The organism is Sabulicella flocculans (genome assembly GCF_045449635.1).
In the GTDB taxonomy this organism is placed as follows: Bacteria; Pseudomonadota; Alphaproteobacteria; order Acetobacterales; family Acetobacteraceae; genus Roseococcus.
This window is the reverse complement of record NZ_JBJJBR010000017.1, coordinates 30,134-52,117: the sequence shown is the minus strand read 5'-3', so window position 1 is coordinate 52,117 and position 21,984 is coordinate 30,134. Positions and strand designations below refer to the sequence as shown.

Genomic DNA, 21,984 nt, shown 5'->3' with positions numbered 1-21,984 from the left:
CTGTTCAGCGCAGCCAGCCGCTGCGCGGCGCAAGCCAGCCGCGCGGGCGGTGGGTGTTGGGTGTGACCTGCGACGGCGATGCCGTAGCGACATTCCCGCCGGTGGGAAGTTCGGCCGCCGGCAGCGACAGCGCATCGGCCATCCGCGCCCAGCGGCCGTCGCCCCAGCCATCCATCCCCAGCGCCGCTGCGGCCGCGCGCGCATAGACCCGGCAGTCCAGCGCCTCGTTCCTCTCGCGGGTCTTCACCCACTCCAGCCGGCGGAAGCCGTTCCGCCCAGCACGGGCCACCAGCTGCTCCGCCGTGATCTGGCGGCAGAACTCCTCGCCCGCGGCGTGCACGGGCAGGTGCACGTAGCCGGCGGGGAAGGGCTCGCCGCTCTCCTCCGTCGGCCGGTCGAGCTTGAGCCACCCATAGGTCTCGCCCTTCAGAAAGGAGGAGCCCACCGGCCACACCTTCAGCCCGCCGAGCTTCCGGCCGCTGCGCCTGACCTCCGTCGCGGCAGGCTGGCCGATTGCCGCGCGCAGCCCGTCCTGGCCCTTCACGGCGATCGCGCGGCCCGCACCAGCGCGCCGCACGAAGGCGTAGACCTCCGCGGTGGTCATGCCGTCGCCGCTATCGATCGCTGCCATGGCGACCGACAGGCGGTGCCCGCTGGCATGCCGCCAGGTCTCGCCGAGCAGCAGCCGCAACTCCTCCCACACCGCCGCCTCGAACGGGTTCCCCGCCAGCACGCGGTGCTCGACCAGCCAGGACTGGCGGTCCTGGCCCCAGGCCCAGAGGCTTACCTCGAGGCGGTCGCGCTGGACGTCGACGCCGGCCGTGAGCAGTAGCCCGCCCATCGGCACGGTGCCCGCGGGCCAGTGCTCCCGGCGGTCGTAGAGGCGCTGCCAATCGGGTGCGTCGCCGGCCTCCTGCCAAGTCTCGCCCAGCACGGTGTTCCGGAACGTCTTGATCGCGCGGTCGTCGCCCTGCGCCGCGAGCCAGAGCCGGGCGATCTCCGACCAGGGCATCCATCCGGGCGGCGAGTACAGCGCCGAGATGTGGAAGCCGATCGCGTGCGGGTCCGTCGCCGTGGCGGTGGCCCGCCACTCCCCCGCGGCCAGCATCGCCGCCTTGTGCTGCTCCCCGATCGCCCCGTCGCAATCCTCGCAGAGATACCGCGCCGTCTCCGGCTCGCCCTCGTCCCAGACCAGCCGCTCGAAGCGCAGATGCTGGCGGTGGCCGCAGTGGGGGCAGGGCACGAAGTAGCGCCGCTGGTCGGTCGCCAGGTACTCGCGCTCGATCCGCGACAGCCCGGCGATGGTCGGCGTCGAGACCAGCAGCACCTTGCGCCGCCAGCCGAAGGTCCGCGCCCGCGCCTCGGCGAGCGCGATCGGGTCGCCCTCGCCCTCGACGTCGCCGGGGTAGGCGTCGATCTCGTCGAGGAACAGGAAGCGGGCCGACATGGAGCGCAGGCCGACCGCGCTGTTGGCGCCGGTCATCACCAGCTGCCCGCCGGGGAACTCCTTGCTGAGCTGGCGATTGCCGCTGTCCCGCGAGCGCGCCGGCGCGACCCGTGCCCGGATCGCCGGCGTCTCCTCCACCAGCGGGTCGATGCGCTGGTCGGAGAAGCGCTTGGCGAGCTCGGTGGTTGGCTGCACCGCGAGCATCGGCCCGGGCGCGTGGTGGATGACGTAGCCGATCCAGTTGTTGCCGCACTCGGTACCGCCGACCTGCGCGCCCTTCATGAACACGACGCGCCGCGCCGGATGGGCCGGCGACAGCGCGTCCATGATCTCGCGCAGGTAGGGCGTGCGCGTGGTGCGCCACGGCCCCGGCTCCGCGGAGCCGCGACTGCCGAGCAGGCGATGTCGGTCGGCCCATTCCGACACGAGCAGCGCCGGCTCCGGCGCCATGCCGTCGCGCCACGCCTGCAGTATTTCGGCGTCGCCCTCGAACCGGCCGAGCTCGTCGAGCAGATGCTCGCCCACCATCAGCCGACGCTCACGCGGACATCATGCCGCTCAGCCAGGTGCTGCCGGAGCCGCATGTCCATCATGGTCTGCAGCCGATGCACATCGACGCCGAGCTCGGCCGCCATCTCGGCAGCGACGCGGGCGGGCCAGGCTAGGATGGCGTCGCGCTCCTCCTTGGCGAGCCGATGCACGAGCAGGAGCGCGCGAGCCTTGTCGACCAGCTTGCCCTTTCGTTCGTCGAGCCGTAGCCGACGCTCCTGCGCCTTCAGGACCTCGTTCGCCGTGCGCGCATCGTGGAACGTGTTCTGGGCCGCACGCGGCAGTGGATCGGGCGCTGTGTGCGACGCCGAGACAGGCGGCGGTGGCGCCACAGCCCGCGCTGCGATCGACGGTGCGGGCGGCACGAGCGTCGCCGTCTTCCGCGTCGGATCGCTGCTGTCTGCCAGCCGCGCCCGGACCTTCTCGATGTCCCACGCGCCGTCCGCCTCGGGCGCGATGCGGCCTGCGCGCTGCGCCTTCTGCAGCGCCGTGTGGGAGATGCCGAGGCGGCGCGCCACCTCGCGCTGCGAGGCCACGCGGCCAGGCTGCGCGATGGCGATCATGATGTGATCGAGACCCCTCGAAGAACGCAATCGCCGTCGCGCCGATCGCGCTTGGCTCAGCCCCCGCCGCAGCGCGAATGGTCCGTCACGCGCAGGGGATGCCCTGCATCACGACGGAGACAAAGATGACCGACCGCGAAGCCCGCGCCGCCCGCAACCAGCAGAAGAGCCTCGAAGCCTTCCTGCAGCAGAAGGCCCGCTTCGACGCGATGGTCGCGGAGCTTCAGCAGATGAGCGCGGATCACTTCGGGGCGGATCCCGAGGAGGTCCTCTGGGGCAAGGCCGCGACGCTCGAACATTGGAACAGCCGACTGGCGAGCGTGACGGACTGCTACTTCAAGCGCGGCGAATTCGCCGAGTAGCGCGCCGCGCCTGCCGCCACCGCCCCGACAGGCAAGGCCTGCGGGGCTCGGGGTGGTAGCACCCGGCTGGTCGGGTGCCGAACCGGAGACCCCGACGATGAAGCTTTCCGATACCCAGCGCGTGATCCTCAGCGCCGCCGCGCAGCACGAGATGGGCCTGGCCCGCGCGCCGAAGACCCTGCCGGCCGCCGCCCGCAACGCGGTGTTCCGCAGCCTGATCAAGAACAATCTGCTGACCGAGATCAACGCCCAGCGTGAGCATGTCGGGCTCGGCTGGCGCCAGGACGAGGACGGCACCTGGATCGTGGCGCGCATCACCGACGAGGGGCTCCGCGCCATCGGGATCGACCCGAACGCGGGCGACGCGCGCGAGGAGGACGAGCAGGGCGCCGAGGCTATCGCCCGCCGCAACGCCGAGCGCCGCGCCGCCGCGGAGGCTGCCGCGTCGGTGGCCGACACGGCGCCCACGGGCGGGGAGGACGCGACGGAGCGGGATGCCCCCGCGGAGGACGCCGAACCCGCCCAGGCCGCGCCCATGCCCGCCCCGCGCGCCAGCCTGCGCGACGCCGCCGCGGCGGTGCTGGCCGCCTGGGACGCCAGCCCGGCGCAGGACGCGACCGACAACCCGATCAGCCGCGCCATCGAGGCCCTCCGCGCCGCCCTCCCGGGCAAGCCGCCCCGCGCCGCGTGCGAGCACGGCGCGCCGCGGAAGCCGCGCGAGGGCACCAAGCAGGAGCAGGTGCTGGCCCTGCTTCGCCGCGAGGAGGGCGCGACCATCGCGCAGATCTGCGAGGCGACTGGCTGGCAGCAGCACACGGTCCGCGGGTTCTTCGCCGGCCTGAAGAAGCGCCAGGGCATCGAGGTCCAGGTGCTGGAGCGGGTCCGCCAGGTCGGGCCGAACAAGGAGGGCGCCCGCGGGTCCTACACGATCTACCACTTGCCGGCCTGATCGCCCCGAAGGCGTCACGCCGCCGCCTGCGTGCTGCGGGCGGCGGCGATGTCGTCGAAGACCCGCTCCTCCCCCGACAGCACGGCCGCACGGCCCGTGAAGGCCTGCCAGCGTCGTACGGCGACGTCGATGTAGCGCGCGTCGATGTCCATTGCGTAGCAGAGGCGGCCCGTGGTCTCCGCCGCGATGATCGTGCTCCCACTGCCGCAGAAGGGCTCGTAGACCGCATCCCCCGGCGCGCTGTTGTTCAGCATCGGCCGGCGCATGCACTCCACCGGCTTCTGCGTGCCGTGCACCGTCGCGGCGTCCTCGTCGCCGCCGGTGCTGATCTGCCAGAGCGTCGCCTGGTCGCGCGCGCCCTGCCAGTGGCCGGTCGCGCCCTTGCGCACGGCATAGAGCGCCGGCTCGTGCTGCCAATGGTAGTCGCCGCGCCCGAGCATGAAGCGCGACTTCGCCCAGACGATCTGGCTGCGGATCACGAAGCCCGCCGCCTCCAGGCTCTCGATGACGGTGCGCGCGTGCACGCCCGCATGCCAGACATAGGCCACGTCGCCGGGGAACAGCGCCCAGGCCTCGCGCCAGTCGGCGCGATCGTCGTTCGCCACCTTCCCTGTGCGCATCGTCGCAGACACGCCGGCCTCGTTCCGCCACTCGGGATCGTAGTTCACGCCGTAGGGAGGGTCTGTCGTCATCAGGTGGGGCCGCGCGCCGTCCAGCAGCTGGGCGACGTCCGCGGCGGAGGTGGCGTCGCCGCACAGGAGGCGGTGCGGGCCAAGCAGCCAGAGGTCGCCAGGTCGCGTGACGGGAGCCTCGGGCGGCGCGGGCGCCGGGGCGTCCGCGCCCCCACTACCTGCCGCGGGCCCGTCAGGCGCCGCCTCGCCCAGCAGCCGATCGAGCGTCGCGCCGTCGAAGCCGATCAGCCCCAGGTCGAACTCGTCGGTGCGCAGCGCTCGCAGCTCGGCGGCGAGCATTCCCTCGTCCCAGGTGGAGTTGAGCGCCAGCTGGTTGTCGGCCAGCCGAAAGGCCCGCGCCTGCGCCTCCGTCAGATGCCCGAGCCGGATCGCCGGCACCTCCTCGAGGCCGAGCGCCTTGGCGGCGAGGACGCGGCCATGGCCGGCGATCAGCACGCCGGCATCGTCGACCAGCACCGGCACGTTGAAGCCAAACTCGCCGATCGAGGCGGCGAGCTGCGCCACCTGCTCGGTGGGATGGAGCCGGGCGTTCGCGGCGTAGGGTGCGAGCGCCGCCACCGGCATCATCTCGACGCGGAGATCAGGCAGCATCGGCCGTCACCTCAGCGCGGGCCGCGGCGACGGAATCGTAGTCCCGGCCGTCCTCGGCCAGCGTCACCGGCAGGTCTGGATGCAGCATCCGCCACCGCGCGATCGCCAGGTCGACATAGGCCGGCGCGAGCTCAATGGCGCGGACGCGCCGACCCGTGCGCTGGCCGGCGAGGATGGTCGTGCCCGAGCCGCCGAAGGGCTCGAACACGACGTCGCACTCGTCCGTGTAGGCGCGCATCAGGAACTCTGGCAGCGCGACTGGGAACACCGCCGGGTGCTCGGTCTCGATGCCACGACCCTTGTGGCGGGTGATGCGCAGCACGCTGTCCGGGATGCGCATCTCCTGCACCGGCAGGCCGATGTGGGTGTAGGCCTTCACCTCGCCGTCGGCGGCCCGCAGCCCGCTGCCCTTGTTCGGCGTGCCGGCCCATTTGCACGGCACGATCTTGTTGGCCTGGCGCGCCTCGCGATTGAAGTGGAAGACCAGCTCGAAGGCCGGCGCGAGCCGGCCATTCCAGTCCCCAGGCAGGCCGGGGCCCTGGTCCCAGGCGTAGAGCCCGAAGCGCCGCCAGCCCTGGCCACGCATCCAGTCCAGCCAGCCCTGCCAATACGGCTGCCATTCCCCCTCGCGATGGATCAGCCCGAGATTCACCAGCACCTGCGCGTCGCGGCGGAGCGCGCCGTCGAGATGCGCGAACACGCCCTGCATCAGCGCATCCCAATCCGAGACGCCGCCGGTGGTGTAGTCGCGCTGGTTCCCGTAGGGCGGGCTGGTGAAGAGCAGCGACGCGCGATCGGAAGCCATCACGCGCGCGATGGTGCTGCGGTTCGTGCTGTCGCCGCAGGCGAGGCGGTGCTCGCCCAGCAGCCAGATGTCGCCGACGCGTGCGACGGCTTGGCGGGGCGGCTCAGGCTCCGCATCCGCGGGGTCTTCGGCTGGCTCCGCGCCATCCGCGTCCGGCTGGTTGCCAGGAGCCGGCTCGGCACCGCTGGCAACCGCCGGCGCCGGGAGGTTGCCGGCCTCGGTTTCCAGCCCTGCCAGCAGCCGCTCGATCTCGGCGCCGTCGAAACCGGTCAGCGCCAGGTCGATGCCGCCCATCTCCTGCAGCTTCGCGACCTCCGCCGCGAGCAGTGCCTCGTCCCAGCCGGCGTTCAGCGCGATGCGGTTGTCGGCAAGGCGATACGCGGCCTTCTGCGCCTCGGTCAGGCCGGCGCGGACGATGGTCGGCACGCTGCCGAGGCCGAGGGACTTCGCAGCCAGCAGGCGGCCGTGGCCGGCGATGATCTCGCCACGCTCGTCCACCAGCACCGGCGCGACGAAGCCGAACTCGAGGATGCTGGCCGCGATCTGCGCCACCTGCTCGGCGGAATGCGTGCGTGCATTCCCGGCATAGGGCAGCAGCGCGGCGACCGCGCGCGCCTCGACGGCGCTCGCAGCCCAGGGGGCCTGAGGCATCTGCACCTGCCTGATTGTGGAATGGTGGCCGGCGCCGTTGGCAACCGCGCGACGCTGGCAACCTGGCAACCTGGAAAACTGGCCTGGCGCTAGGAACCTTGCGCGCTTCCGCCCCCCGCATACGCCGGGCCCAGGAAGGACCCTGCGGCTCGCGAGCCACTGTCTCGATCGAGCGGCGGTGTGGCTTGTGAGCCGCGGCGATCGGCGCGCCTTCTCTACGTGTCTTGAATCTAACCTCATCGATTTCGGCGCCGCCAGCGGGTGAATTGTAACAGCGTGGCCGGGGCGGTGGAGATCGCCCCGGCCACCGCTTTCACGCCGCCCGTGTGCGCGGCGTCAGGCCGAAGTGCATGGCGAGCGTGCCGAGCGTTCCCACCAGGATGCCCTGCCCGACAGGGCCGTGCACTGTCCGTCCCGCCCAGCCCTGGCGCATCGCCCACTCACGGACCGAGAACTCCAGGCCGACGACGAACCATGCGCACGAGCCGCCTGGGCTGTCGTGCCCACCGAGCGCATCCAGCGCCGCCGCGACACGGCGCCGCGCGTCGATCTGCAGCGTCGAGAGCGTGTCGACACGCATGCCGGGGAGACGCACGATCTGCGACGTCGACATGCCGTCGAAGCAAGCCGCGCGAAACAGCCCGCGGAAGATCTCGCCCGCTTCGTGCATCTGCGGCGTGATGGTGCCGTTGGCTAACATCTGCCCAAGCGTGTCCACCGCACGGCGATGCTGCGTCGGTGACCCGGTCGCTGGATCGGCCGCGCGGATCGGCCCCTCGAAGGTGCCGTGCTGCAGCCGCCACTTCGAGGGCTTCGACAGATCCTCGAGCACCCGCTTAGCCTTGCGCTTACCGGCCATGATGGCTCTCCCCGTTGCGGCGCCCCCAGCGCCGGTTTGCTTCGTTGGTGATGGCCTGGCGCAGCCAGGGATCGATGATGTCGTCGACCGGGATCGCTGCCACGCCGTGCCGGCGCCAGGCGGCAGCGCGCATGGCGTTCACCTCGCTGTCGTTGGTCGGGCTGCGCGTGCCGCGGTCGAGGCAGGAGCGGGGCGGCAGCGGTGCGCCGTGGATGCTCATGCGCGGCCTCCCGTCGGGTCGGTCGCCCAGAGCAGCAGGGCGATGGCATCCGCCTCGTTGTCGTCCGCAGGTGCGAACCCGCGGGCGCGCACCGCCGCGATCATCGCCGCCTTGTCGGCGTTGCCGCGGCCTGTGGCGAAGCGCTTGATGGTGCCGACTGGCACGCCCTCGTAGGGGACCTCATGCTCCTCGCACCAGGTGCTCAGCATGCCAAGGAAACCGCCGTAGATGTGCGCCGCATCGGTGCCGGCATGGGCGCGGACTTCCTCGAACACGATCCGTGCTACGCCGCCGGATAGGGAGGCGACCTCGGCGAGCCATCCGCGGAAGCGCAGGAAGCGTATCCCGCCGCCCTCGAAGCGGCTCGGCCTGAAGGTCATCGTGCCCGAGGTGATCCCGCCGTCCTGGCCGCGCAGCGCCCATCCAGTGGTGGTGCCGAGATCGAGCGCGAGCACCGCGTGGTGTGCCAGGTTGATCGCGGGCGGTTCAGTGATGGAGGGGCCGCTTGCATGAGCGGCAGGCATCGGGAGAGTCGCGAGAGCCATGGTGTCTCCGAACGGGGATGATCCTGGTGAGGGCGGCGACAGCGCGGTTCTTGGCGGAGCTCGCCGTCGCTGCCCGGCTGGGGTGGGTCATGACCGATGCTGGGCGGTCCCGTGCTGTGCGGACGACGCATCACGGCACCCCGTCGAGCCACGGAGGCATCATGGGGGTCTGTGGGGGTCTCTGTTCCGAAGACCCCCCGCTGGAAACGCAGGGATTTCCTGGGTTTTGGGGGTCTTGTGGGTCTTGGGGGTCTTTTCCGGCCTCTCCTTCACACACATGCGCGCGCGCACATGCGTAGGGGTTGGAAAAAGACCCCCAAGACCCCCAAGACCCGTCAACCCCGCGGATTTCCTGGCCTGAACCGGTGGGGGTCTCGCCGCGTGAGACCCCCACAAGACCCCCAAGACCCCCACGTTCCGGCGTGTCCTCCGCGGCTTCGAGGCGCCAGCGTTGCGAATTGTGCAACGCCTTCCCCTGCCGGAGGTGGACCAGACGGTCACTGATGCGGAAGGCGCGGTCGCGCAGCTTGGTGAAGGCCGCCCCGAGCGAGACCTTCAGGCCGTGCTCGTTCTTCGCACTGATCGGCAGGCTCGCCTCAGCGTTCTGCGCCAGTCCCAGCACATCGCTCACGCTCACCTCGGCGCTGCCGAAGCGGTCCCACCAGAGCTGAATGAAGGCGCGCCATGCCCCGCCCTCGCTGTCGGAGGCGGCGATCACCTCGTCGAGGTTCTCCAGAAAGCCGGCGACGCCCGCGACCTGCAGAATGCCGCCCAGCGTCTGGCTCCACACCTCGAAGCTGCCCAGGCTGCGGGCCCCGCGGGGACGGCCTGCGGTGATCCAGGCGCGGCAGAGCGTGAGGCAGGCCGCGACCAGCCGTCCACGGTGGGAGCGCACCCAGACCATGAGATCGGGATGGCGGAAGCCATCGCGTCGCCAAGGCTGGTCGCTGCGGGCATCGAGACGGATGCGGACGAGGCGGCGGGCAATCTCGTGCGAGACGGCGGGGTTGTTGCCCGTGGCGACCCAGGCGCAGCGCACCGGCAGGCGAACCATGTCCGAGGCGCCGAGAACCCGATCCTCCCAGGCCGGGGCTGTGAGCGCTGCCGCCAGAGCCGAGCTGTCGAGTTCCTGGCGGAGATTGTCGATCAGCAACAGCGTGGGCAGCTGGCGCAGCTTGGCGGTGAGGCGCTTGCGCCACTCGTCCTCGTCGCGCCCCTCCGTCATCACGGAAGCGCCGGTGCCGGTGAGGATGGTGGCGATGGCGTCCACCATCAGCGTGGCGCCGGTGCCGGGCGTCGGCTTCTCGATCATGTGCAGCGGCGTCGGCGCGTCGATCATCGGCCGAACAAAGCCGAGCAGCAGCAGCGCGAGCGCATGGGCGCGCTCCGCCTCGCCCGTGAAGGGGAAGTCGCCGAGCAGGTCGTCGAGGAGGAGATCGCGCGCGGCCGTGATGTTGCTCGGCGTGGGCCTCTCCGGCATCGGGGGCAGCGCAAAGCCCGGCGGCGGGCGATAGAGCAGCCGCGCGTCGGGGTGGTAGCCTGGCTCGGTCAGCAGCGTGCCACCGCGGCCGAACACCGGTGCCGTGACGATCCCGCCGAGCACGGGCAGTGCCGGATCCGGCGTGGCGACGAGAGACTTCACCAGGCCCGTGGGTGGCGGGGTCGGCACGAGATCGCCCTTGGCGTTCAGTTTGCGCCAGTCGGCGAGCTTGGCGAGCATGTGGCGGAAGCGCTCATCGCGCACCGTGACCACCGTGGGGCGACCGTCATCGTCCGGGACGACCCATGTGGGCTCACCAGCAAGCCGGAAGAGCCAGGGCGAGCGGTTCGCTCCGAGGACGAGGCTCCAGGCGCGGCCGGTGGCACGATCCAGATTGCCCTCATCCGCACGCGCGGTGGGGAGTGGATGCGCAGGCTCCACAAAGCCGATGGGCAGGTGCCGGCCGGTCTCGGATTCCAGGGTTGGCGGCTCGGGTGCGCGGCTGCGCATTGCCTGGTCGACGAGCGTGGCGATCGCCTCCGCACCGTCACGCTGCAGCATGTCGTTGAAGTCGTCGCCCGTGCGTGGAGGCATCGCGATGGACACCTCGCGCCCCTCGAGGCGGAGCTTTGCGGCGGTGGCCTCGGCAGCGCGCATGCCCGCGCCGGAGGCGTCATGGTCGGCCAGGATGACAATGCGCCTGGCCTCGGGCGGGAGCAGCGCCTGCTCGAGGCCCGTGGTGGAGAGCGCGGCCCAGACGGGCAGCCCGGGGCATGCCTGCATGGCCGCAAGCCCGGTCTCAATCCCCTCGCAGAGGCCGAGCACGCCATGTGGGCCGAGCGGGGCCAGCCGCACCGTGCCACCCCCGCTCCGGCCGAGCACCATGCGCGGCTTGGGGATGTCGGCCTTGCGGACCGTCTCGCCGTCCTCGGCGAGGTAGGTGCGGTGCACCGCCACCATCTCGCCCGCGAGGTTGCGGACCAGCGCGACCATCGCCGGATAGCCGGCCTTGGTCTCGAAGTTCGCGAGGTCGGGATGAAAGAGCAGCTCTGCGCCCTCGGGCACATGCAAGCCTCGCCCCAGCAGATAGCGTTCCGCTGCCGTGCCATGGATCGGCTGCGCATGCTCCCGGATGAAGGCGATATCGCGCGACGCATCCCGGTCTGGCTTGCGCGCCGGCGGGGGTTCCTGACGCGCGGGCCCTTCGCCGGCCCAGCCCGTCATCTCCGCCGCGTGTGCAAAGAGCGCCCGTTCCTCCAGGCCCGTGGCATGGGCCAGCGTCGAGAGCGGTCCACCGCCATCGCCGCCATCGAAATCGTGCCAGTCGCCGGCGTGCTCGCCGCGCAGCATGATCACGCAGGAGCCCGACTGCCGCGGCGGCGCGCCCTGAATGTTCGCCAGCCGCCACTCATCGCCCTGGCGCCGGCCGTTCGGGAACATGCCCGGCACCCAGGCCTGCGCGGTGTCACGCAGCCGCTGAACGATGCCCTCGAGGTCGTAGCGCGCCGGCGCTGCGCCCGCGTCGTTCAGATCAATCAAGGATCACCAGCCCGCGCTCGGCGCGCGTGATGGCGGTGTAGAGCCAGCGCCGGCGGTCCTCCTCGGTGCGGGAGAGGCCGTCGTCGTAGACGATCACATTCTCCCACTGGCTGCCCTGCGCCTTGTGGCAGGTGATGGCGTAGCCCCAGGAGGTCTCGACGAGGCCCCGCAGCTCTCGCCAGTCGCGCCGAAGGCGCTCCCGGTCGTAGCGCACGTGGTCGTCGTAATGCCCCTTGTAGAAGCGGTGCCGGCCGGGGATGGCGACGCCATCCTCGGTGGTGATGGCGGCCGAGAAGGCGAAGTCGCCCTCGTGCTGAATCTCCGCCAGCGATAGGAACATGCCGTTGACCAGGCCAAGGTCGTGGCGGTTCTTGAGGCAGATGAGCTTCTCCGCGCCGCCGGCGGGATAGGGCGCCGGGAAACCCGCGACGGCCTTCATCTGGCTGTTCAGCCAGCGCCGCGTGTCGTTGCGGCCGCAGATGACCTGGCCGCCCCGCAGCATTTGCTCCGGCCGCACCGCGTTGCGCGGAAGCTTCCAGACATGCGCGTCGTGCTCGCCGACGGGAATGTCGTGGCCCTGCCGCGCCAGGGTGGCGAGGCGGATGATGGCGCTCTCGCCGGCCTGGCGGTGAATCTCCGTCAACATCACGTCGGGCGTGGCCTCGGTGAAAGCGCCCGCGCCCTCAATCGGGGGGAGCTGCCCCGGATCGCCCAGCACGAGGATCGGCTTGCCGAAGGCCAGCAGGTCTGCGGCCATCTCTCGGCCGACCATGGAGACCTCATCCAGCACGATGAGGCTGGCGTCGCGCGCGAGGGACTGCTCGTTCAGCAGGAAGGAGGGCTTGTGGATGTCGGCGAGACGCAGCTGCAGCTTGCTGATCTGCGTCTCCGCAAAGGCGCGCTCGGCCACGCCCATACGGCGCAGATCGCGCTGCAGGTCGAACAGCTCCTTCTCGACGCGGGTGATCTCCTCGGGCGTCGCCTCCGAGACGCGGTAGATCAGGGAGTGGATGGTGGTGGCGGGCGTGCCCTTGCGGGTCATCACGAGCGCGGCCTTGCCGGTGAAGGCCGCAAAGAGCACGCCCCAGCGAAGGAGGCGTCGCGCGTCATGGGCCGCAACCCGAGTGCCTCGATCGCGGCGGCGGTGATCGTGCTCTTGCCGGTGCCGGCATAGCCGAACAGGCGGAACACCTGCTGCTGGCCGCGCCGGTGGCGGTACCACTCCAGAATGTCGGCGATGGCCGCCGCCTGCTGAGGCGAGGGGGTGACGCTGCTCATGCGGGCGCCTCCCAGCATCGCGTGGCGTAGGGACAGAAGCGGCAGAGGAAGAAATCGGCGTGGGCGGCGATGCGCGGGGGCAACTCGCCGGCCTCGGCAGCGCGGAGGATGTCGACGGCTCGGTCGGACAGGCGCTGCGCCTCGCTGGCATCGAAGGGCACCGCCTCGTGGTGCAGCGCCAGCGTGTCCCGGTTCAGCGCGGTCAGCAGCGCCATCTCGAGCTGGAGATAGGCCATGTAGAGCTGCACCTGCGCGAAGTAGATCGGCTTGGAGAGACGCAGCCCGCGCTTGACCAGGTCGGTCCATGATTTCTGGCCGAGTGCCTTGTGCTCCCAGAGGGATGGCCAGCGGATGCCGACATCTGGCCCTGCGACGATCACCCCGTCGGCGTGGCCGCGCAGCTTTCCGCCTGCAACGGCAAAGCCGAACTGCTCGCCATCCGCGCCACGGTCGCGCAGGTCGAAGCCTGCCTGGCGAAGCCATCGGATGGAGAGTGCCTCGAACTGGTGTCCCGCATCGAAGACGCGGAGGATGCTGCCGTCGAAATCGCGGCCTGCATCCTTCGGCGCGTGCGCCACCTCGTAGACCAACTTGCGGGCGCAGGCTTCGCCGACGCGGCTGCCGCCAAGATAGTCGCGAGGGCGCTGCCGCTGATGGCGCGCAACCAGCGCGGCATCGACATGCGCATTGATGCGCGCGGTGGTGTCGGCCACGCCGTGCGCGGCGCGTCCATAGACCAGGCCGGATTGGTGGTTGAGGTCGAGCGTCATGGTGCTGCGACCTTCCGACGCCCCTTCACGTAGGGGCTGTTCTCCCCGACGCGCGAACGGCAGTAGTCGAGGAAGCGAGGCGCGTTGAGTTTCTCCTTCTGAGTTCCCCACCGCAGGTTGCTGGCGCGATTGTTAGCCGCGTTCTCGTCGAGGTGCATGACCACCGCACCTTCGAATGGAGGCGGCCCGTGGAACGCCTCGGCAACGAGCCGCGCCACTTTCCATGTGCGCTCGCCGACTGTGGTGACGAAGCGCCCGTCGAGCTTGTTCCACACGCCAAAGGTTGGCGTCCCGCCGTAGGGGCGCTCTCCGCCATTTGGCATGGGGCCGCGATACGGTGTGATCATCACGCGCCCCTCGCTGCTGGCCAGAACGCCAGTCAGGCTGGGAACATCGCGCCAGACTTCACCGGTGCTCATGGCAATGCTCCCTCAGCTAAAAGGAATTGGGTCGTCGAGCGGATCGCGCTCGGCTGCCTGGCGCCGCATCGAGGCCTGGAACCCGTCGACACAGGCCTCGATGATGCGGTCGATCTCCGCCGCGCTTCGGTCGTGGAAGGGCGCCATGAGCCGGAGCTCCACCAGCACCTCGGCGAGCGGCCGGCGCGCGTCCTTGATGGCGCGCTCCTCCATCTGCGTCTTGTCGATCACGCCGGCACCCCGTCCGGCCAGCGCGCCGCCCGCTTCGCAACACTGCATGCTGCAGAAGCGGTAGCTCGGCATCTCCGCCCAGCGCAGCTGATGGGTGTAGCCGAAGCCCCGCGCCTCGCGCCCGCAGAGCGCGCAGGTGAGGCGCAGCACCTGGTCCGCGGGCGAGCAGCCGCGTGGCGGCGACGCAGGTTGGACCGCAGCGCGCGGCTGTGCCGATCGTGTCCAGCGACGACGAACCACCGGCGCATCAGCCGTTCAACCAGGATGGCCCGTTGCCGATCGGCGCCTGCAGCGGCGGCGATGCAGGCGAGGGCGCTGCCGGCCGGTCCCAGGCACGCGGAGCAGATGCGGCACTCGGAACCGTGGCCTGTCCCGCCCAAGCCGGCGGAGCCGTCACGGACGCAGCGGCCGGACGTACCAGGCGCGTGCTCGGTGCAGCCGGGACCGGCTCACCGGCCATGACCTTCGCGTATTCCGGCTCGCCCGGCAGCACGACGCGGTCCAGGCGGCTGCTGTCGCCATAGCGCGGATCGCTGGCCGGCTCGACGCGAATCTTGGCCGCGAAGGTGATGCCGTGCAGATCGGAGAGCCCGCGCAGCACCCGCTTGCCACGCGCCGCCTCCGACATGTCCTGCGGGTCCAGCCCGCAGGCGCTGTCGATCATCGCCCGGAAGATGCCCTTGGAGATCTTCCAGCCAATCGACACACCCTGCTCATCCACCTTGCCGCCGACGACGGTAAAGGTCTGCCAGAACTTCCGCCGGATATGCGGGCCGGCGGTGACGGTGAATTCGCAATCCAGCATGCGCACATCGCTGCCAGGCGTCTTGGTGGGCTTGAGCAGGCCGCGATCGTGCTCGCCCTGGCCGTCGAGCCCGCCCTTGCGCAGCTGCATCGTGACCTTCACGAAGCTGCCATCGGGAATGAGGTCGGAGCCGCGCGGCAGTTCGGCATCGTTCATGTCATAGGTCATGGCGTCACTCCCTTGGCAGCATTGGTGCTGGTGGCGTTGATCTTGCGGAGCAGGGTCGCGAGGTCGGCAGGCTCGGTCTCGCTGAGCCGGCCGGAGCGATCCTTTGCCGGCAGGCCGAAGCTGTTGGCGGCGGTGCACACAAAGCGCCGCTCGGTCCCGCGCTCAGGGTCATGGCGCCAGGCGTCGCCGTCCCGCGAAAACAGCCCCATCGTGACGACCTGATCGACGATGCCCGGGAGTTCGCGCGCGGCCTTGCCGCCCTCCATCTGCGGCTGCCACGTGACCTTGCCGAACTCGTCAGTGACCTTCTCCAGAATGCCGACCATGATCGTGGTCTTGCCGGGTGCGTGCTGGAGGTGCTTCAGCAGGCCGATGACCTCGCGGGCGAGCAGGCCGTAGGCGCCGCGGGTGTCGGGTTTGCCGGTCTTCTCCGAGAAGGCCTCAGGCCGGGTCTTGGCCCAGGCCATCGCTTGGCGCGTGAGATCGGTGATGCTGTCCAGGAACACGATGGATTTGCCGGTAAGCAGCCGCACCAGGTCGGGATGCGCCGCGGTCAGGTGCTGGTAGTGCGCCTCCGAGAAGAAGCCGTTCGGATCGGCGGCAGGGTTCACGCCACCGATCAGGCAGGCGAGGTCGATCGCATCCTTGAAGCAGCGAATGGGGATGCTGTCGCCGGGCCAGTCCTGGACGGACTTCATGCCAGCCTCGAGATCCACGCAGAGCGTGGTCTCGTGCGGCAGCGTCTTGACCAGCGTGGTCTTGCCGACGCCGCTCGGGCCGAACAACGCCATGGTGGTCTTGTTCGCGACGGCGGAGAGACGCTCGTCCGCGGTGACGATGCGCAGCGGCATCAGCGCGCCTCCCTGGTGGCACCATCCGGCGCGTACCCGCCGTCGCGCAGCTCGCGCTCGGAGCAGATCGTCAGGCGGTAGACCGCTCGGCCAGTCCGCACCGTGCGGGCCGGCTCGAAGGCCTGGCGGATGCGCTCAGGCCAGGCGGCGTAGGCGCGCTCCGAGACGCGCAGCGCCGTCTCGATGTACTCGGCCGGGTCCTCGCCGCCCGCGCGGATCTGCTCGGCGAGCGCGGCGAGGCGCCGACCGTCCCACTCCACGCGCTTCGGGAGCTCGACCGCGACCTCCACCGCGCCGTCCTGGAACCGCACCGTGCCGGTGTCCTTGCCGGCGGCAGCGCGGGCGCCGATGGCGCGCTGCTCGTAGCGCAGCGCCACCGCGGCCTCGATCCAGTCCTGCAGGCGCTTCGCGGCCTCGACCGCCTCGCGCGCGTCGGCCTGCAGCAGAGCGAGGTGCTCGGCCGGCAGTGCTATGACCTCGCCCACGGGCAGATGACGGACGCTGTCGAGCGTCGGCCGATTGCTGCGCCCCTCCATCAGGCGGCCTCCGCCAGCAGGAGCGGCAGGACCGCGGACGCGATGCGGCGCGGACGGCGGCGGGCGACGAGGATGTACTCGTAGTCCTCGAAGCCGCGGCGACGCTGCAGGAGGTCGGCGAGGCCCGCCTCCGCCAGCTTCCAGGCGCGGTTCGCGAGCCGCGCGAGGGCGGTGCGCTGCTCGATGGGGAGGCAGCCGAGCTGCGGGCAGAGCTGCCGCGCCAGGGCGCCTCGGTGGTAGACGAGGGCGTCGCCGGGGCCGGCGGCGCCGAGCCAGGCGCAAAGCGCCGCCTCGCTGAGCGGGCGCTGCGTGGTCGGGGTGTCGGGGATGCGTGTGTCCATACTCGGCCCTACCCAGGCTCTTGCCGATCCGTCTCAGGCCACCGCGGTGATGCCGGCGGCGAGGAGCCGGAGGCGCATTTCCGCTACGCGGCGGTAGAGCACCGAGCGAGGAAGCGGGCCGCGTCGGCCGAGCTCGTGCGGGGTGTGCTCGACCAGGGCCGCGCAGATCGGATGGTCGCGCCCGTCGAGCGCGGCGCCGGCCCGGTCCAGATCGAGCCGTCGCTCGACCGCGGCCACGGCATCGGTCTGCTGACCGCACCAGGCGGCATAGCCCTCCGATTCCGGGATCACCTCGGCCAGGGTGAGGTGCTCCTCGCCGGTGCCGGGCAGCGGGTCATCGAGGCCGCGCTCGTCGCGCGCGGCGCGCTCGCGACGGAAGCGCTCGGCGAGCCGGATGCCGCGGTGCCGGAAGCAGACGGTGGCGAAGGCCTCGAGGGAGCCGCGGGCCGGGTCGAAGGCAGCGAGCCGGCCGAGCAGGTCGAGCAGCATCTCCTGCTGCACGTCCTCCCGCTCGTGGGTGGGCAGCCGCGCGATGCGGCAGACACGGTGCGCCTCCCGAGCCGCGATGGGGTGGAGGCGCGAGAGATCGGCGAGCGAGAGTGGCTGCGGCATCGGCGGGACGGCTCCGGGTGGGTGGGCTGTAGCGCCCGGAAACAATCACGCCACGGAGCCGCGGGTGGAGGCGCAATGGGGCGGAATGGGGAATTGGACGCCGCGCCGATCTATTCCCCAATGCAGTATCAATAACTTAGGCCGCGGAGCCCGACACCGCTGGACGAACATCGCCCCATTCGCACCCGCGCTGGTGCGTGCTCGCCCGGGCCGTGGGAACGGTGGATATCGGGGAGAAGCGAACAAGAGAGGAACATAGTCATTGACGAATCGCGCAACGATCTGGCACGCCTCGGGGCATGACGATCGTCGTGCAGTACCCGCACCACGCCGCCTCCGGCGCGCCTCGGCCGCTCTCGGCCGAGGCGCTCTGGGCCGTCGCCGCCCAGGTGCGCCGCCAGGCCATGGCCGGGCACGAGGGCTTTGCGCTGGGCGCTGAGGCCCTGGTCGCCGCGGCGCGCGAGGTCCGCGCCAACGGGCGCGCGGTCGCCGTGGCCTGGGACCTGGCGCATCCCGTGCACGACGAGGCAGGGGTGCCCGTGCTCGGCGTCTGCGAGACCGATCCGGATCTGCCGGACACCGCGCTGGTGTCGGTCAATGCGCGCATGGTGGCCGGCCGGCCGGATCTCGCCGCCAGCACCGCGGCGCACGAACTCGGCCACGTGCTTTTCGACATACCCGCCGCCCTGGGGGCGCCGGCGCGCCGCTACCGCTCCGTCACCGCCGACCCGGACGCGCTGCTCGACCGCACCGCGGCCGCCTCCGAGCGGCGGGCGAACGAGTTCATGGGGGCGCTACTCGCCCCGCCGGTACCGCTGCACCTGCGGCTGCTCCTGCATGCGCGGGCGGAGGGCTTGCGCACCGTCCACGCCGCGCACCGCGGCCGGCAGGGCAGCCGCGTGCTCGCGGCGGGCAACCCGCCCGACGCGTTGGCAGGCGTCGTCGCCGCCGTCGCCGGCGACTTCGGGGTATCGGATCGGTTCGTGCGGGTGCGCCTGGCGCGCTACCGTCTGGTGGAGGGAGGGATGCTGCCGTGAGCTTCGGGTCGGTCGTGCGCGAGCGCCGTACCGCGCTCGGCATTGGGCTCAACGACTTCGCCGAGCGCCTGGAGATCTCGCCGGCCTACTGGTCGCGGATCGAACGCGACCACGAGAAGCCACCGCGCGACGAGCTGATCGAGCGCGCCGCCGCCATCCTCGGCGTGCGCATGGACGATCTATTCGTGGAGGCGCAGCGCCTGCCGCCCGACATGCGCAAGGACATGGCCAAGGTAGTGCTCGCGTACCGGCGGATGCGGGCCATCAACAAGGGGTAACTGCGGTGGCGCCGAGGATCCTGAGGAAGCCTTGCTACGGTCTGGCGGAGCTGTGCCAGCGCTGGTCGGTGACCGAGCTCGACATTGCGAACTTCGCCATCGCCGGCGAGCTGACGCTGTCGGTCGTGGTGGTCAGGCTGCCGCTCGAAGAGGGCTCCGTCGAGGAGATGGAGGATGGGCACTTCGTGGACATCCCCGAGCGGCAGCATTGGTTTACCGGCACGCTCGACCTTTGGCCGCACGACGTCTGGCAGGTGATGACGGCCGGTGGCCATGACGTCACGTCGTTCCGAGCGGACCAGGGTCGCTATCGCAGTCTGTGGTCACGTGATGCCGACACGGACGCCTTCAACGTGCCCCGAGACAGGCTCGTCCTTCGCCACGTGGAGCTCGAGCGCTTCGAGGCGGCACAGGAGGTGGCAGCGGCCGCGCCACCACCGCCGCCGATCCGCGTCGGAGCCCGGGGCGCGGCGCCGAAGTACGACTGGGACGAGTTCTGGTGCGAGGTCGCCGTGTCGATGCAGTTCGACGGCATGCCGGCGAGCCAGGCCGCGATGGTCCGGCGCATGGAGGACTGGTTCGCCGCGCGGGACCAGCATCCCGACCGCAGCACCGTGAAGAAGAAGATCGCCTTGCTGTGGCGGCGGCACCAGGAGGCGCTTGCCCGCCTGCCGGCCTGAGCGGTGGGACGGATTACCGGGGCGGCGGGTAGGTCCATGTGTGAGCACCCGACCGAAGCCGCACACGAACCTGCACCTGCCGCCGCATCTTCGCGAGGTATGCGACCTACTCGCGCGCGGCCTGCTGCGGCTGCGCAGCCGCGCTGCCGAGGATCTCGCGCGCGATGCCGAAGACGGCCGCGGGCTCGGAGACGTTCGCCTACACTCCACCGCCCGGCAGCGCGTCCATGCGAACCCCAGGAGAAAGGGAGTCGCATGACCCGACCATCGAACATGAAGGCGAAGCAGGGCAGCGCCGCGCCGCCGGCGCCCATTGTGCCGAAGATCCCGCCCGCGCAGGTCCTGCCGCGCCTCGCGGCGCTGCAGACAGCGACGGCGACGGAGCTGAAGGACCAGTGGCGGGCCCTGTTCGGCAAGGAGCCGCCACCCTTCAACCGGCCGTACCTGGTCAGTCGGCTCAGTTACCGGGTGCAAGAGCTCGCATATGGGGGCCTCAAGCCGGAGACGCGGGCACGGCTCGAGGCGCTGGGTGAGCAGCTCGACGGCGGCAACGTGGTGCTGCGCCGGGTCCGCGCCGACAGCCGGCCGCTGCCGGGGACGCGGCTCATCCGCGAGTACGACGGCGTGCAGCACGTGGTCACGGTGCGCGCCGACGACTTCGAGTACGAGGGCCGACCCTATCGGTCGCTTTCCGCCATAGCTCGGCACATCACCGGCACGCGCTGGAACGGCTGGGTGTTCTTCGGGCTGCGCCAGCCGGGAGCCTCGGCATGAGGACGCGCGCCGCCGCCGCCACGGTGATGCCGGCCACCACGAAGAAGCTGCGCTGCGCGGTCTATACGCGGAAGTCCACAGACGAGGGGCTCGACAAGGAGTTCAACACGCTCGACGCGCAGCGCGAGGCCTGCGAGGCGTACATCGCCTCCCAGCGCGCCGAGGGCTGGGTGCTGGTGCGCGACCGCTACGACGATGGCGGGTTCTCCGGCGGCACGCTGGACCGCCCCGCCCTGAAGCGGCTGCTGGCCGACATCGAGGCCGGGCTGGTCGATGTGATCGTTGTCTACAAAATCGACCGGCTCAGCCGCTCGCTGATGGATTTCGCCAAGCTGATCGAGACGTTCGAGGCGCACGGCGTCACCTTCACGAGTGTGACCCAGTCCTTTTCAACGACGACGTCCATGGGCCGGCTGACGCTGAACATCCTGCTCAGCTTTGCGCAGTACGAGCGCGAGATCATCGGCGAGCGCATCCGGGACAAGGTCGCGGCGTCGAAGGCGCGCGGCATGTGGATGGGGGGCAAGGTGCCGCTCGGCTACGACGTCGTGAACCGGAAGCTGGTGGTGAACGACCCGGAGGCTGCCCGCGTGCGCCGCGTGTTCGAGCTGTTCGTCGAGACCGGCTCGGGCGTCGAGACGGTGCGCCGGATGCAGGCCGAGGCCCTGACCGCGAAGACCGGCCGCCCGCTCGACAAGGGCGACGTCTACAAGTTCCTGAACCTGCGGACCTACATCGGCGAGGTCGAACACAAGGGGAAGGTCTATCCCGGCGAGCATCAGGCGGTCGTGCCGCGGGAGCTATGGGACCGCGCGCACGCAATCCTGCAGGTCAGCCCGCGGAGCCGTGCTGCGCAGAACCGACAGCAGGCGCCCGCGCTGCTGAAGGGGCTTATCTACGGCGTCGATGGCCGGGCGCTGTCGCCAACGCACTGCGTGAAGAAGGGGCGGCACTACCGCTACTACGTCGCCCAGCGCGTGTTGAAGGGCGGGCCAGACCGCGACCACGGCATCGTGCGGCGCGTCTCGGCCGCCGAGATTGAGGGTGCGGTGATCGCCCAGGTGCGCGCGCTGCTGCGCCAGCCCGAGATCGTGGTCGGCACCTGGCTCGCGGCACGGAAGGACGCTCCTGACCTGACGGAACGGGAGGTGCGAGATGCGCTGCATCGGCTGGACCCGCTCTGGGACGAGTTGTTCCCGGCTGAGCAGGCGCGGATCGTGTACGCGCTGGTCGAGCGCGTCGTTATCGGGCGGGACGGCGCGGACATCCGCCTGCGCGTCGAGGGGCTCGCAGGGCTGGTCAGGGACCTCGGCGCGATGGCGCCGGCTACGCGGAGGGTCGCATGAGCGCCCCCACCAGCATCACCGTGCGCGTGCTGCTGAAGATCCGCCGGCGGCCGGGAAGGAAGACAGTGGTCACGCCGGTCGCGACCGCTGCCGCTGACACCACGATCGCCACGCGCGCGGACCCGGCGCTGGTGAAGGCGCTGGCGCGAGCGTTCCGGTATCAGCGGCTGCTGGATGAGGGCCGCTATGCGTCAATCAGTGAGATGGCGGACGGGGAGAAGATCGAGCGTGGCTATCTCGGCTGCCTCATGCGCCTCACTCTGCTGGCGCCGCCGATCGTCGAGGCCATCCTGAACGGGCGGCAGCCAGAGGGGATGATGCTGGCGGAACTGCTGAAGCCGTTTCCAGTGGAGTGGGACAGGCAGCGCGCCGAAGCTGCCACTGGTCGCATCCAGCGCGCTTCTTCCGTCAGTGAGCCGCCTCGGTCGGCTCGGGCGCTGTAGGCTTTCAAGAACTCCAGAAATCTGTCCCGCTCTTCCAGCTCGATGGGTGCCTTGAGGCCACTTGGTGTGCTCGGCAGGGGCGCCCTCGGACACCGGGCGCCCACGGAACTCCGCCCGAAAGGACGTTGCCAGTACGCCCGACCGTTTGAAGAACCGTCGCCGC

26 protein-coding genes are annotated in these 21,984 nt (G+C 70.9%); 8 read left to right on the top strand and 18 right to left on the bottom strand.

What is annotated here, in order from left to right; translation table 11 throughout:
* Positions 1-4 precede the first annotated feature (4 nt).
* Both ACI6QG_RS14845 and ACI6QG_RS14840 read right to left on the bottom strand, forming a co-directional pair.
* The gene (locus tag ACI6QG_RS14845) at positions 5-1,975 is read right to left on the bottom strand and encodes a phage terminase large subunit family protein (RefSeq protein WP_407025354.1); all 1,971 of its coding nucleotides are present in this window, start codon (positions 1,973-1,975) and stop codon (positions 5-7) included.
* Positions 1,975-2,559 carry an elements of external origin gene (locus tag ACI6QG_RS14840; RefSeq protein WP_407025353.1) on the bottom strand — a complete coding sequence of 195 codons (585 nt, stop codon included), beginning with the start codon at positions 2,557-2,559 and terminating at the stop codon, positions 1,975-1,977. The genes ACI6QG_RS14845 and ACI6QG_RS14840 overlap by 1 nt, the downstream gene beginning before the upstream one ends.
* Before the next feature lie 125 nt (positions 2,560-2,684).
* Between ACI6QG_RS14840 and ACI6QG_RS14835 the strand changes: the two genes are divergently transcribed.
* Together ACI6QG_RS14835 and ACI6QG_RS14830 are read left to right on the top strand one after the other, a co-directional pair.
* Complete coding sequence (locus tag ACI6QG_RS14835; protein ID WP_211849185.1) at positions 2,685-2,921, top strand: hypothetical protein; 237 nt, start codon at positions 2,685-2,687, stop codon at positions 2,919-2,921.
* A gap of 97 nt (positions 2,922-3,018) precedes the next feature.
* Positions 3,019-3,870, top strand: a complete 852-nt coding sequence (locus ACI6QG_RS14830) for a DUF3489 domain-containing protein (protein WP_407025352.1) — start codon at positions 3,019-3,021, stop codon at positions 3,868-3,870.
* A gap of 14 nt (positions 3,871-3,884) precedes the next feature.
* Here ACI6QG_RS14830 and ACI6QG_RS14825 read toward each other — a convergent pair whose 3' ends face one another.
* The 16 genes from ACI6QG_RS14825 to ACI6QG_RS14750 all read right to left on the bottom strand — a co-directional run bounded on the left by ACI6QG_RS14825 (position 3,885) and on the right by ACI6QG_RS14750 (position 17,263).
* Positions 3,885-5,153 carry a site-specific DNA-methyltransferase gene (locus ACI6QG_RS14825; RefSeq protein ID WP_407025351.1) on the bottom strand — a complete coding sequence of 423 codons (1,269 nt, stop codon included), beginning with the start codon at positions 5,151-5,153 and terminating at the stop codon, positions 3,885-3,887.
* Positions 5,143-6,609, bottom strand: coding sequence for a site-specific DNA-methyltransferase (locus tag ACI6QG_RS14820; protein WP_407025373.1), 1,467 nt, complete (start codon positions 6,607-6,609; stop codon positions 5,143-5,145). The genes ACI6QG_RS14825 and ACI6QG_RS14820 overlap by 11 nt, the downstream gene beginning before the upstream one ends.
* 313 nt (positions 6,610-6,922) lie before the next feature.
* Positions 6,923-7,468 carry a hypothetical protein gene (locus tag ACI6QG_RS14815; RefSeq protein ID WP_407025350.1) on the bottom strand — a complete coding sequence of 182 codons (546 nt, stop codon included), beginning with the start codon at positions 7,466-7,468 and terminating at the stop codon, positions 6,923-6,925.
* Positions 7,458-7,688 (bottom strand): hypothetical protein, encoded by a 231-nt coding sequence (locus ACI6QG_RS14810; protein ID WP_407025349.1) that lies wholly within the window; start codon positions 7,686-7,688, stop codon positions 7,458-7,460. Before ACI6QG_RS14810 ends, ACI6QG_RS14815 begins: the two co-directional genes overlap by 11 nt.
* Positions 7,685-8,143 (bottom strand): crossover junction endodeoxyribonuclease RuvC, encoded by a 459-nt coding sequence (locus ACI6QG_RS14805; RefSeq protein ID WP_491630741.1) that lies wholly within the window; start codon positions 8,141-8,143, stop codon positions 7,685-7,687. Before ACI6QG_RS14805 ends, ACI6QG_RS14810 begins: the two co-directional genes overlap by 4 nt.
* A 220-nt stretch (positions 8,144-8,363) precedes the next feature.
* Positions 8,364-11,252 carry a DUF7146 domain-containing protein gene (locus ACI6QG_RS14800; RefSeq protein ID WP_407025348.1) on the bottom strand — a complete coding sequence of 963 codons (2,889 nt, stop codon included), beginning with the start codon at positions 11,250-11,252 and terminating at the stop codon, positions 8,364-8,366.
* On the bottom strand, positions 11,245-12,294 hold the full coding sequence (locus ACI6QG_RS14795; RefSeq protein WP_407025347.1) for an ATP-dependent DNA helicase: 1,050 nt from the start codon (positions 12,292-12,294) through the stop codon (positions 11,245-11,247). Before ACI6QG_RS14795 ends, ACI6QG_RS14800 begins: the two co-directional genes overlap by 8 nt.
* Positions 12,294-12,530 (bottom strand): hypothetical protein, encoded by a 237-nt coding sequence (locus tag ACI6QG_RS14790; protein ID WP_407025346.1) that lies wholly within the window; start codon positions 12,528-12,530, stop codon positions 12,294-12,296. The genes ACI6QG_RS14795 and ACI6QG_RS14790 overlap by 1 nt, the downstream gene beginning before the upstream one ends.
* The gene (locus ACI6QG_RS14785; RefSeq protein ID WP_407025345.1) at positions 12,527-13,300 is read right to left on the bottom strand and encodes a hypothetical protein; all 774 of its coding nucleotides are present in this window, start codon (positions 13,298-13,300) and stop codon (positions 12,527-12,529) included. The genes ACI6QG_RS14790 and ACI6QG_RS14785 overlap by 4 nt, the downstream gene beginning before the upstream one ends.
* A complete protein-coding gene (locus tag ACI6QG_RS14780) occupies positions 13,297-13,719 on the bottom strand; it encodes an HNH endonuclease signature motif containing protein (protein WP_407025344.1) in 423 nt (140 codons plus the stop codon). Before ACI6QG_RS14780 ends, ACI6QG_RS14785 begins: the two co-directional genes overlap by 4 nt.
* A gap of 12 nt (positions 13,720-13,731) precedes the next feature.
* Positions 13,732-14,100 (bottom strand): DUF6511 domain-containing protein, encoded by a 369-nt coding sequence (locus ACI6QG_RS14775; protein ID WP_407025343.1) that lies wholly within the window; start codon positions 14,098-14,100, stop codon positions 13,732-13,734.
* A gap of 97 nt (positions 14,101-14,197) precedes the next feature.
* Complete coding sequence (locus ACI6QG_RS14770; RefSeq protein WP_407025342.1) at positions 14,198-14,923, bottom strand: hypothetical protein; 726 nt, start codon at positions 14,921-14,923, stop codon at positions 14,198-14,200.
* A complete protein-coding gene (locus tag ACI6QG_RS14765; protein ID WP_407025341.1) occupies positions 14,920-15,774 on the bottom strand; it encodes an ATP-binding protein in 855 nt (284 codons plus the stop codon). The genes ACI6QG_RS14770 and ACI6QG_RS14765 overlap by 4 nt, the downstream gene beginning before the upstream one ends.
* On the bottom strand, positions 15,774-16,259 hold the full coding sequence (locus ACI6QG_RS14760; protein ID WP_407025340.1) for a hypothetical protein: 486 nt from the start codon (positions 16,257-16,259) through the stop codon (positions 15,774-15,776). Before ACI6QG_RS14760 ends, ACI6QG_RS14765 begins: the two co-directional genes overlap by 1 nt.
* 50 nt (positions 16,260-16,309) lie before the next feature.
* Positions 16,310-16,651 carry a hypothetical protein gene (locus ACI6QG_RS14755; RefSeq protein ID WP_407025339.1) on the bottom strand — a complete coding sequence of 114 codons (342 nt, stop codon included), beginning with the start codon at positions 16,649-16,651 and terminating at the stop codon, positions 16,310-16,312.
* A gap of 33 nt (positions 16,652-16,684) precedes the next feature.
* The gene (locus ACI6QG_RS14750; protein WP_407025338.1) at positions 16,685-17,263 is read right to left on the bottom strand and encodes a sigma factor; all 579 of its coding nucleotides are present in this window, start codon (positions 17,261-17,263) and stop codon (positions 16,685-16,687) included.
* Positions 17,264-17,562: 299 nt separating this feature from the next.
* Between ACI6QG_RS14750 and ACI6QG_RS14745 the strand changes: the two genes are divergently transcribed.
* The 6 genes from ACI6QG_RS14745 to ACI6QG_RS14720 all read left to right on the top strand — a co-directional run bounded on the left by ACI6QG_RS14745 (position 17,563) and on the right by ACI6QG_RS14720 (position 21,821).
* A complete protein-coding gene (locus ACI6QG_RS14745; RefSeq protein ID WP_407025337.1) occupies positions 17,563-18,300 on the top strand; it encodes an ImmA/IrrE family metallo-endopeptidase in 738 nt (245 codons plus the stop codon).
* Positions 18,297-18,578, top strand: coding sequence for a helix-turn-helix domain-containing protein (locus tag ACI6QG_RS14740; RefSeq protein WP_407025336.1), 282 nt, complete (start codon positions 18,297-18,299; stop codon positions 18,576-18,578). The genes ACI6QG_RS14745 and ACI6QG_RS14740 overlap by 4 nt, the downstream gene beginning before the upstream one ends.
* A 68-nt stretch (positions 18,579-18,646) precedes the next feature.
* Positions 18,647-19,258, top strand: coding sequence for a hypothetical protein (locus ACI6QG_RS14735; RefSeq protein WP_407025335.1), 612 nt, complete (start codon positions 18,647-18,649; stop codon positions 19,256-19,258).
* A 273-nt stretch (positions 19,259-19,531) separates the two neighbouring features.
* A complete protein-coding gene (locus tag ACI6QG_RS14730) occupies positions 19,532-20,032 on the top strand; it encodes a DUF2924 domain-containing protein (protein WP_407025334.1) in 501 nt (166 codons plus the stop codon).
* Positions 20,029-21,378, top strand: a complete 1,350-nt coding sequence (locus ACI6QG_RS14725) for a recombinase family protein (RefSeq protein WP_407025333.1) — start codon at positions 20,029-20,031, stop codon at positions 21,376-21,378. Before ACI6QG_RS14730 ends, ACI6QG_RS14725 begins: the two co-directional genes overlap by 4 nt.
* Entirely contained in the window at positions 21,375-21,821 is a 447-nt protein-coding gene (locus ACI6QG_RS14720; RefSeq protein ID WP_407025332.1) for a hypothetical protein, read from the top strand. The genes ACI6QG_RS14725 and ACI6QG_RS14720 overlap by 4 nt, the downstream gene beginning before the upstream one ends.
* Positions 21,822-21,984 lie beyond the last annotated feature (163 nt).

Excerpts from the sequence above, each read along its gene's own strand:
- ACI6QG_RS14845 (WP_407025354.1), bottom strand. The coding sequence starts at position 1,975 with ATGGTGGGCGAGCATCTGCTCGACGAGCTCGGCCGGTTCGAGGGCGAC.
- ACI6QG_RS14840 (WP_407025353.1), bottom strand. The coding sequence starts at position 2,559 with ATGATCGCCATCGCGCAGCCTGGCCGCGTGGCCTCGCAGCGCGAGGTG.
- ACI6QG_RS14835 (WP_211849185.1), top strand. The coding sequence starts at position 2,685 with ATGACCGACCGCGAAGCCCGCGCCGCCCGCAACCAGCAGAAGAGCCTC.
- ACI6QG_RS14830 (WP_407025352.1), top strand. The coding sequence starts at position 3,019 with ATGAAGCTTTCCGATACCCAGCGCGTGATCCTCAGCGCCGCCGCGCAG.
- ACI6QG_RS14825 (WP_407025351.1), bottom strand. The coding sequence starts at position 5,153 with ATGCTGCCTGATCTCCGCGTCGAGATGATGCCGGTGGCGGCGCTCGCA.
- ACI6QG_RS14820 (WP_407025373.1), bottom strand. The coding sequence starts at position 6,609 with ATGCCTCAGGCCCCCTGGGCTGCGAGCGCCGTCGAGGCGCGCGCGGTC.
- ACI6QG_RS14815 (WP_407025350.1), bottom strand. The coding sequence starts at position 7,468 with ATGGCCGGTAAGCGCAAGGCTAAGCGGGTGCTCGAGGATCTGTCGAAG.
- ACI6QG_RS14810 (WP_407025349.1), bottom strand. The coding sequence starts at position 7,688 with ATGAGCATCCACGGCGCACCGCTGCCGCCCCGCTCCTGCCTCGACCGC.
- ACI6QG_RS14795 (WP_407025347.1), bottom strand. The coding sequence starts at position 12,294 with ATGACCCGCAAGGGCACGCCCGCCACCACCATCCACTCCCTGATCTAC.
- ACI6QG_RS14790 (WP_407025346.1), bottom strand. The coding sequence starts at position 12,530 with ATGAGCAGCGTCACCCCCTCGCCTCAGCAGGCGGCGGCCATCGCCGAC.
- ACI6QG_RS14785 (WP_407025345.1), bottom strand. The coding sequence starts at position 13,300 with ATGACGCTCGACCTCAACCACCAATCCGGCCTGGTCTATGGACGCGCC.
- ACI6QG_RS14780 (WP_407025344.1), bottom strand. The coding sequence starts at position 13,719 with ATGAGCACCGGTGAAGTCTGGCGCGATGTTCCCAGCCTGACTGGCGTT.
- ACI6QG_RS14770 (WP_407025342.1), bottom strand. The coding sequence starts at position 14,923 with ATGACCTATGACATGAACGATGCCGAACTGCCGCGCGGCTCCGACCTC.
- ACI6QG_RS14765 (WP_407025341.1), bottom strand. The coding sequence starts at position 15,774 with ATGCCGCTGCGCATCGTCACCGCGGACGAGCGTCTCTCCGCCGTCGCG.
- ACI6QG_RS14755 (WP_407025339.1), bottom strand. The coding sequence starts at position 16,651 with ATGGACACACGCATCCCCGACACCCCGACCACGCAGCGCCCGCTCAGC.
- ACI6QG_RS14750 (WP_407025338.1), bottom strand. The coding sequence starts at position 17,263 with ATGCCGCAGCCACTCTCGCTCGCCGATCTCTCGCGCCTCCACCCCATC.
- ACI6QG_RS14745 (WP_407025337.1), top strand. The coding sequence starts at position 17,563 with ATGACGATCGTCGTGCAGTACCCGCACCACGCCGCCTCCGGCGCGCCT.
- ACI6QG_RS14730 (WP_407025334.1), top strand. The coding sequence starts at position 19,532 with ATGAAGGCGAAGCAGGGCAGCGCCGCGCCGCCGGCGCCCATTGTGCCG.
- ACI6QG_RS14725 (WP_407025333.1), top strand. The coding sequence starts at position 20,029 with ATGAGGACGCGCGCCGCCGCCGCCACGGTGATGCCGGCCACCACGAAG.
- ACI6QG_RS14720 (WP_407025332.1), top strand. The coding sequence starts at position 21,375 with ATGAGCGCCCCCACCAGCATCACCGTGCGCGTGCTGCTGAAGATCCGC.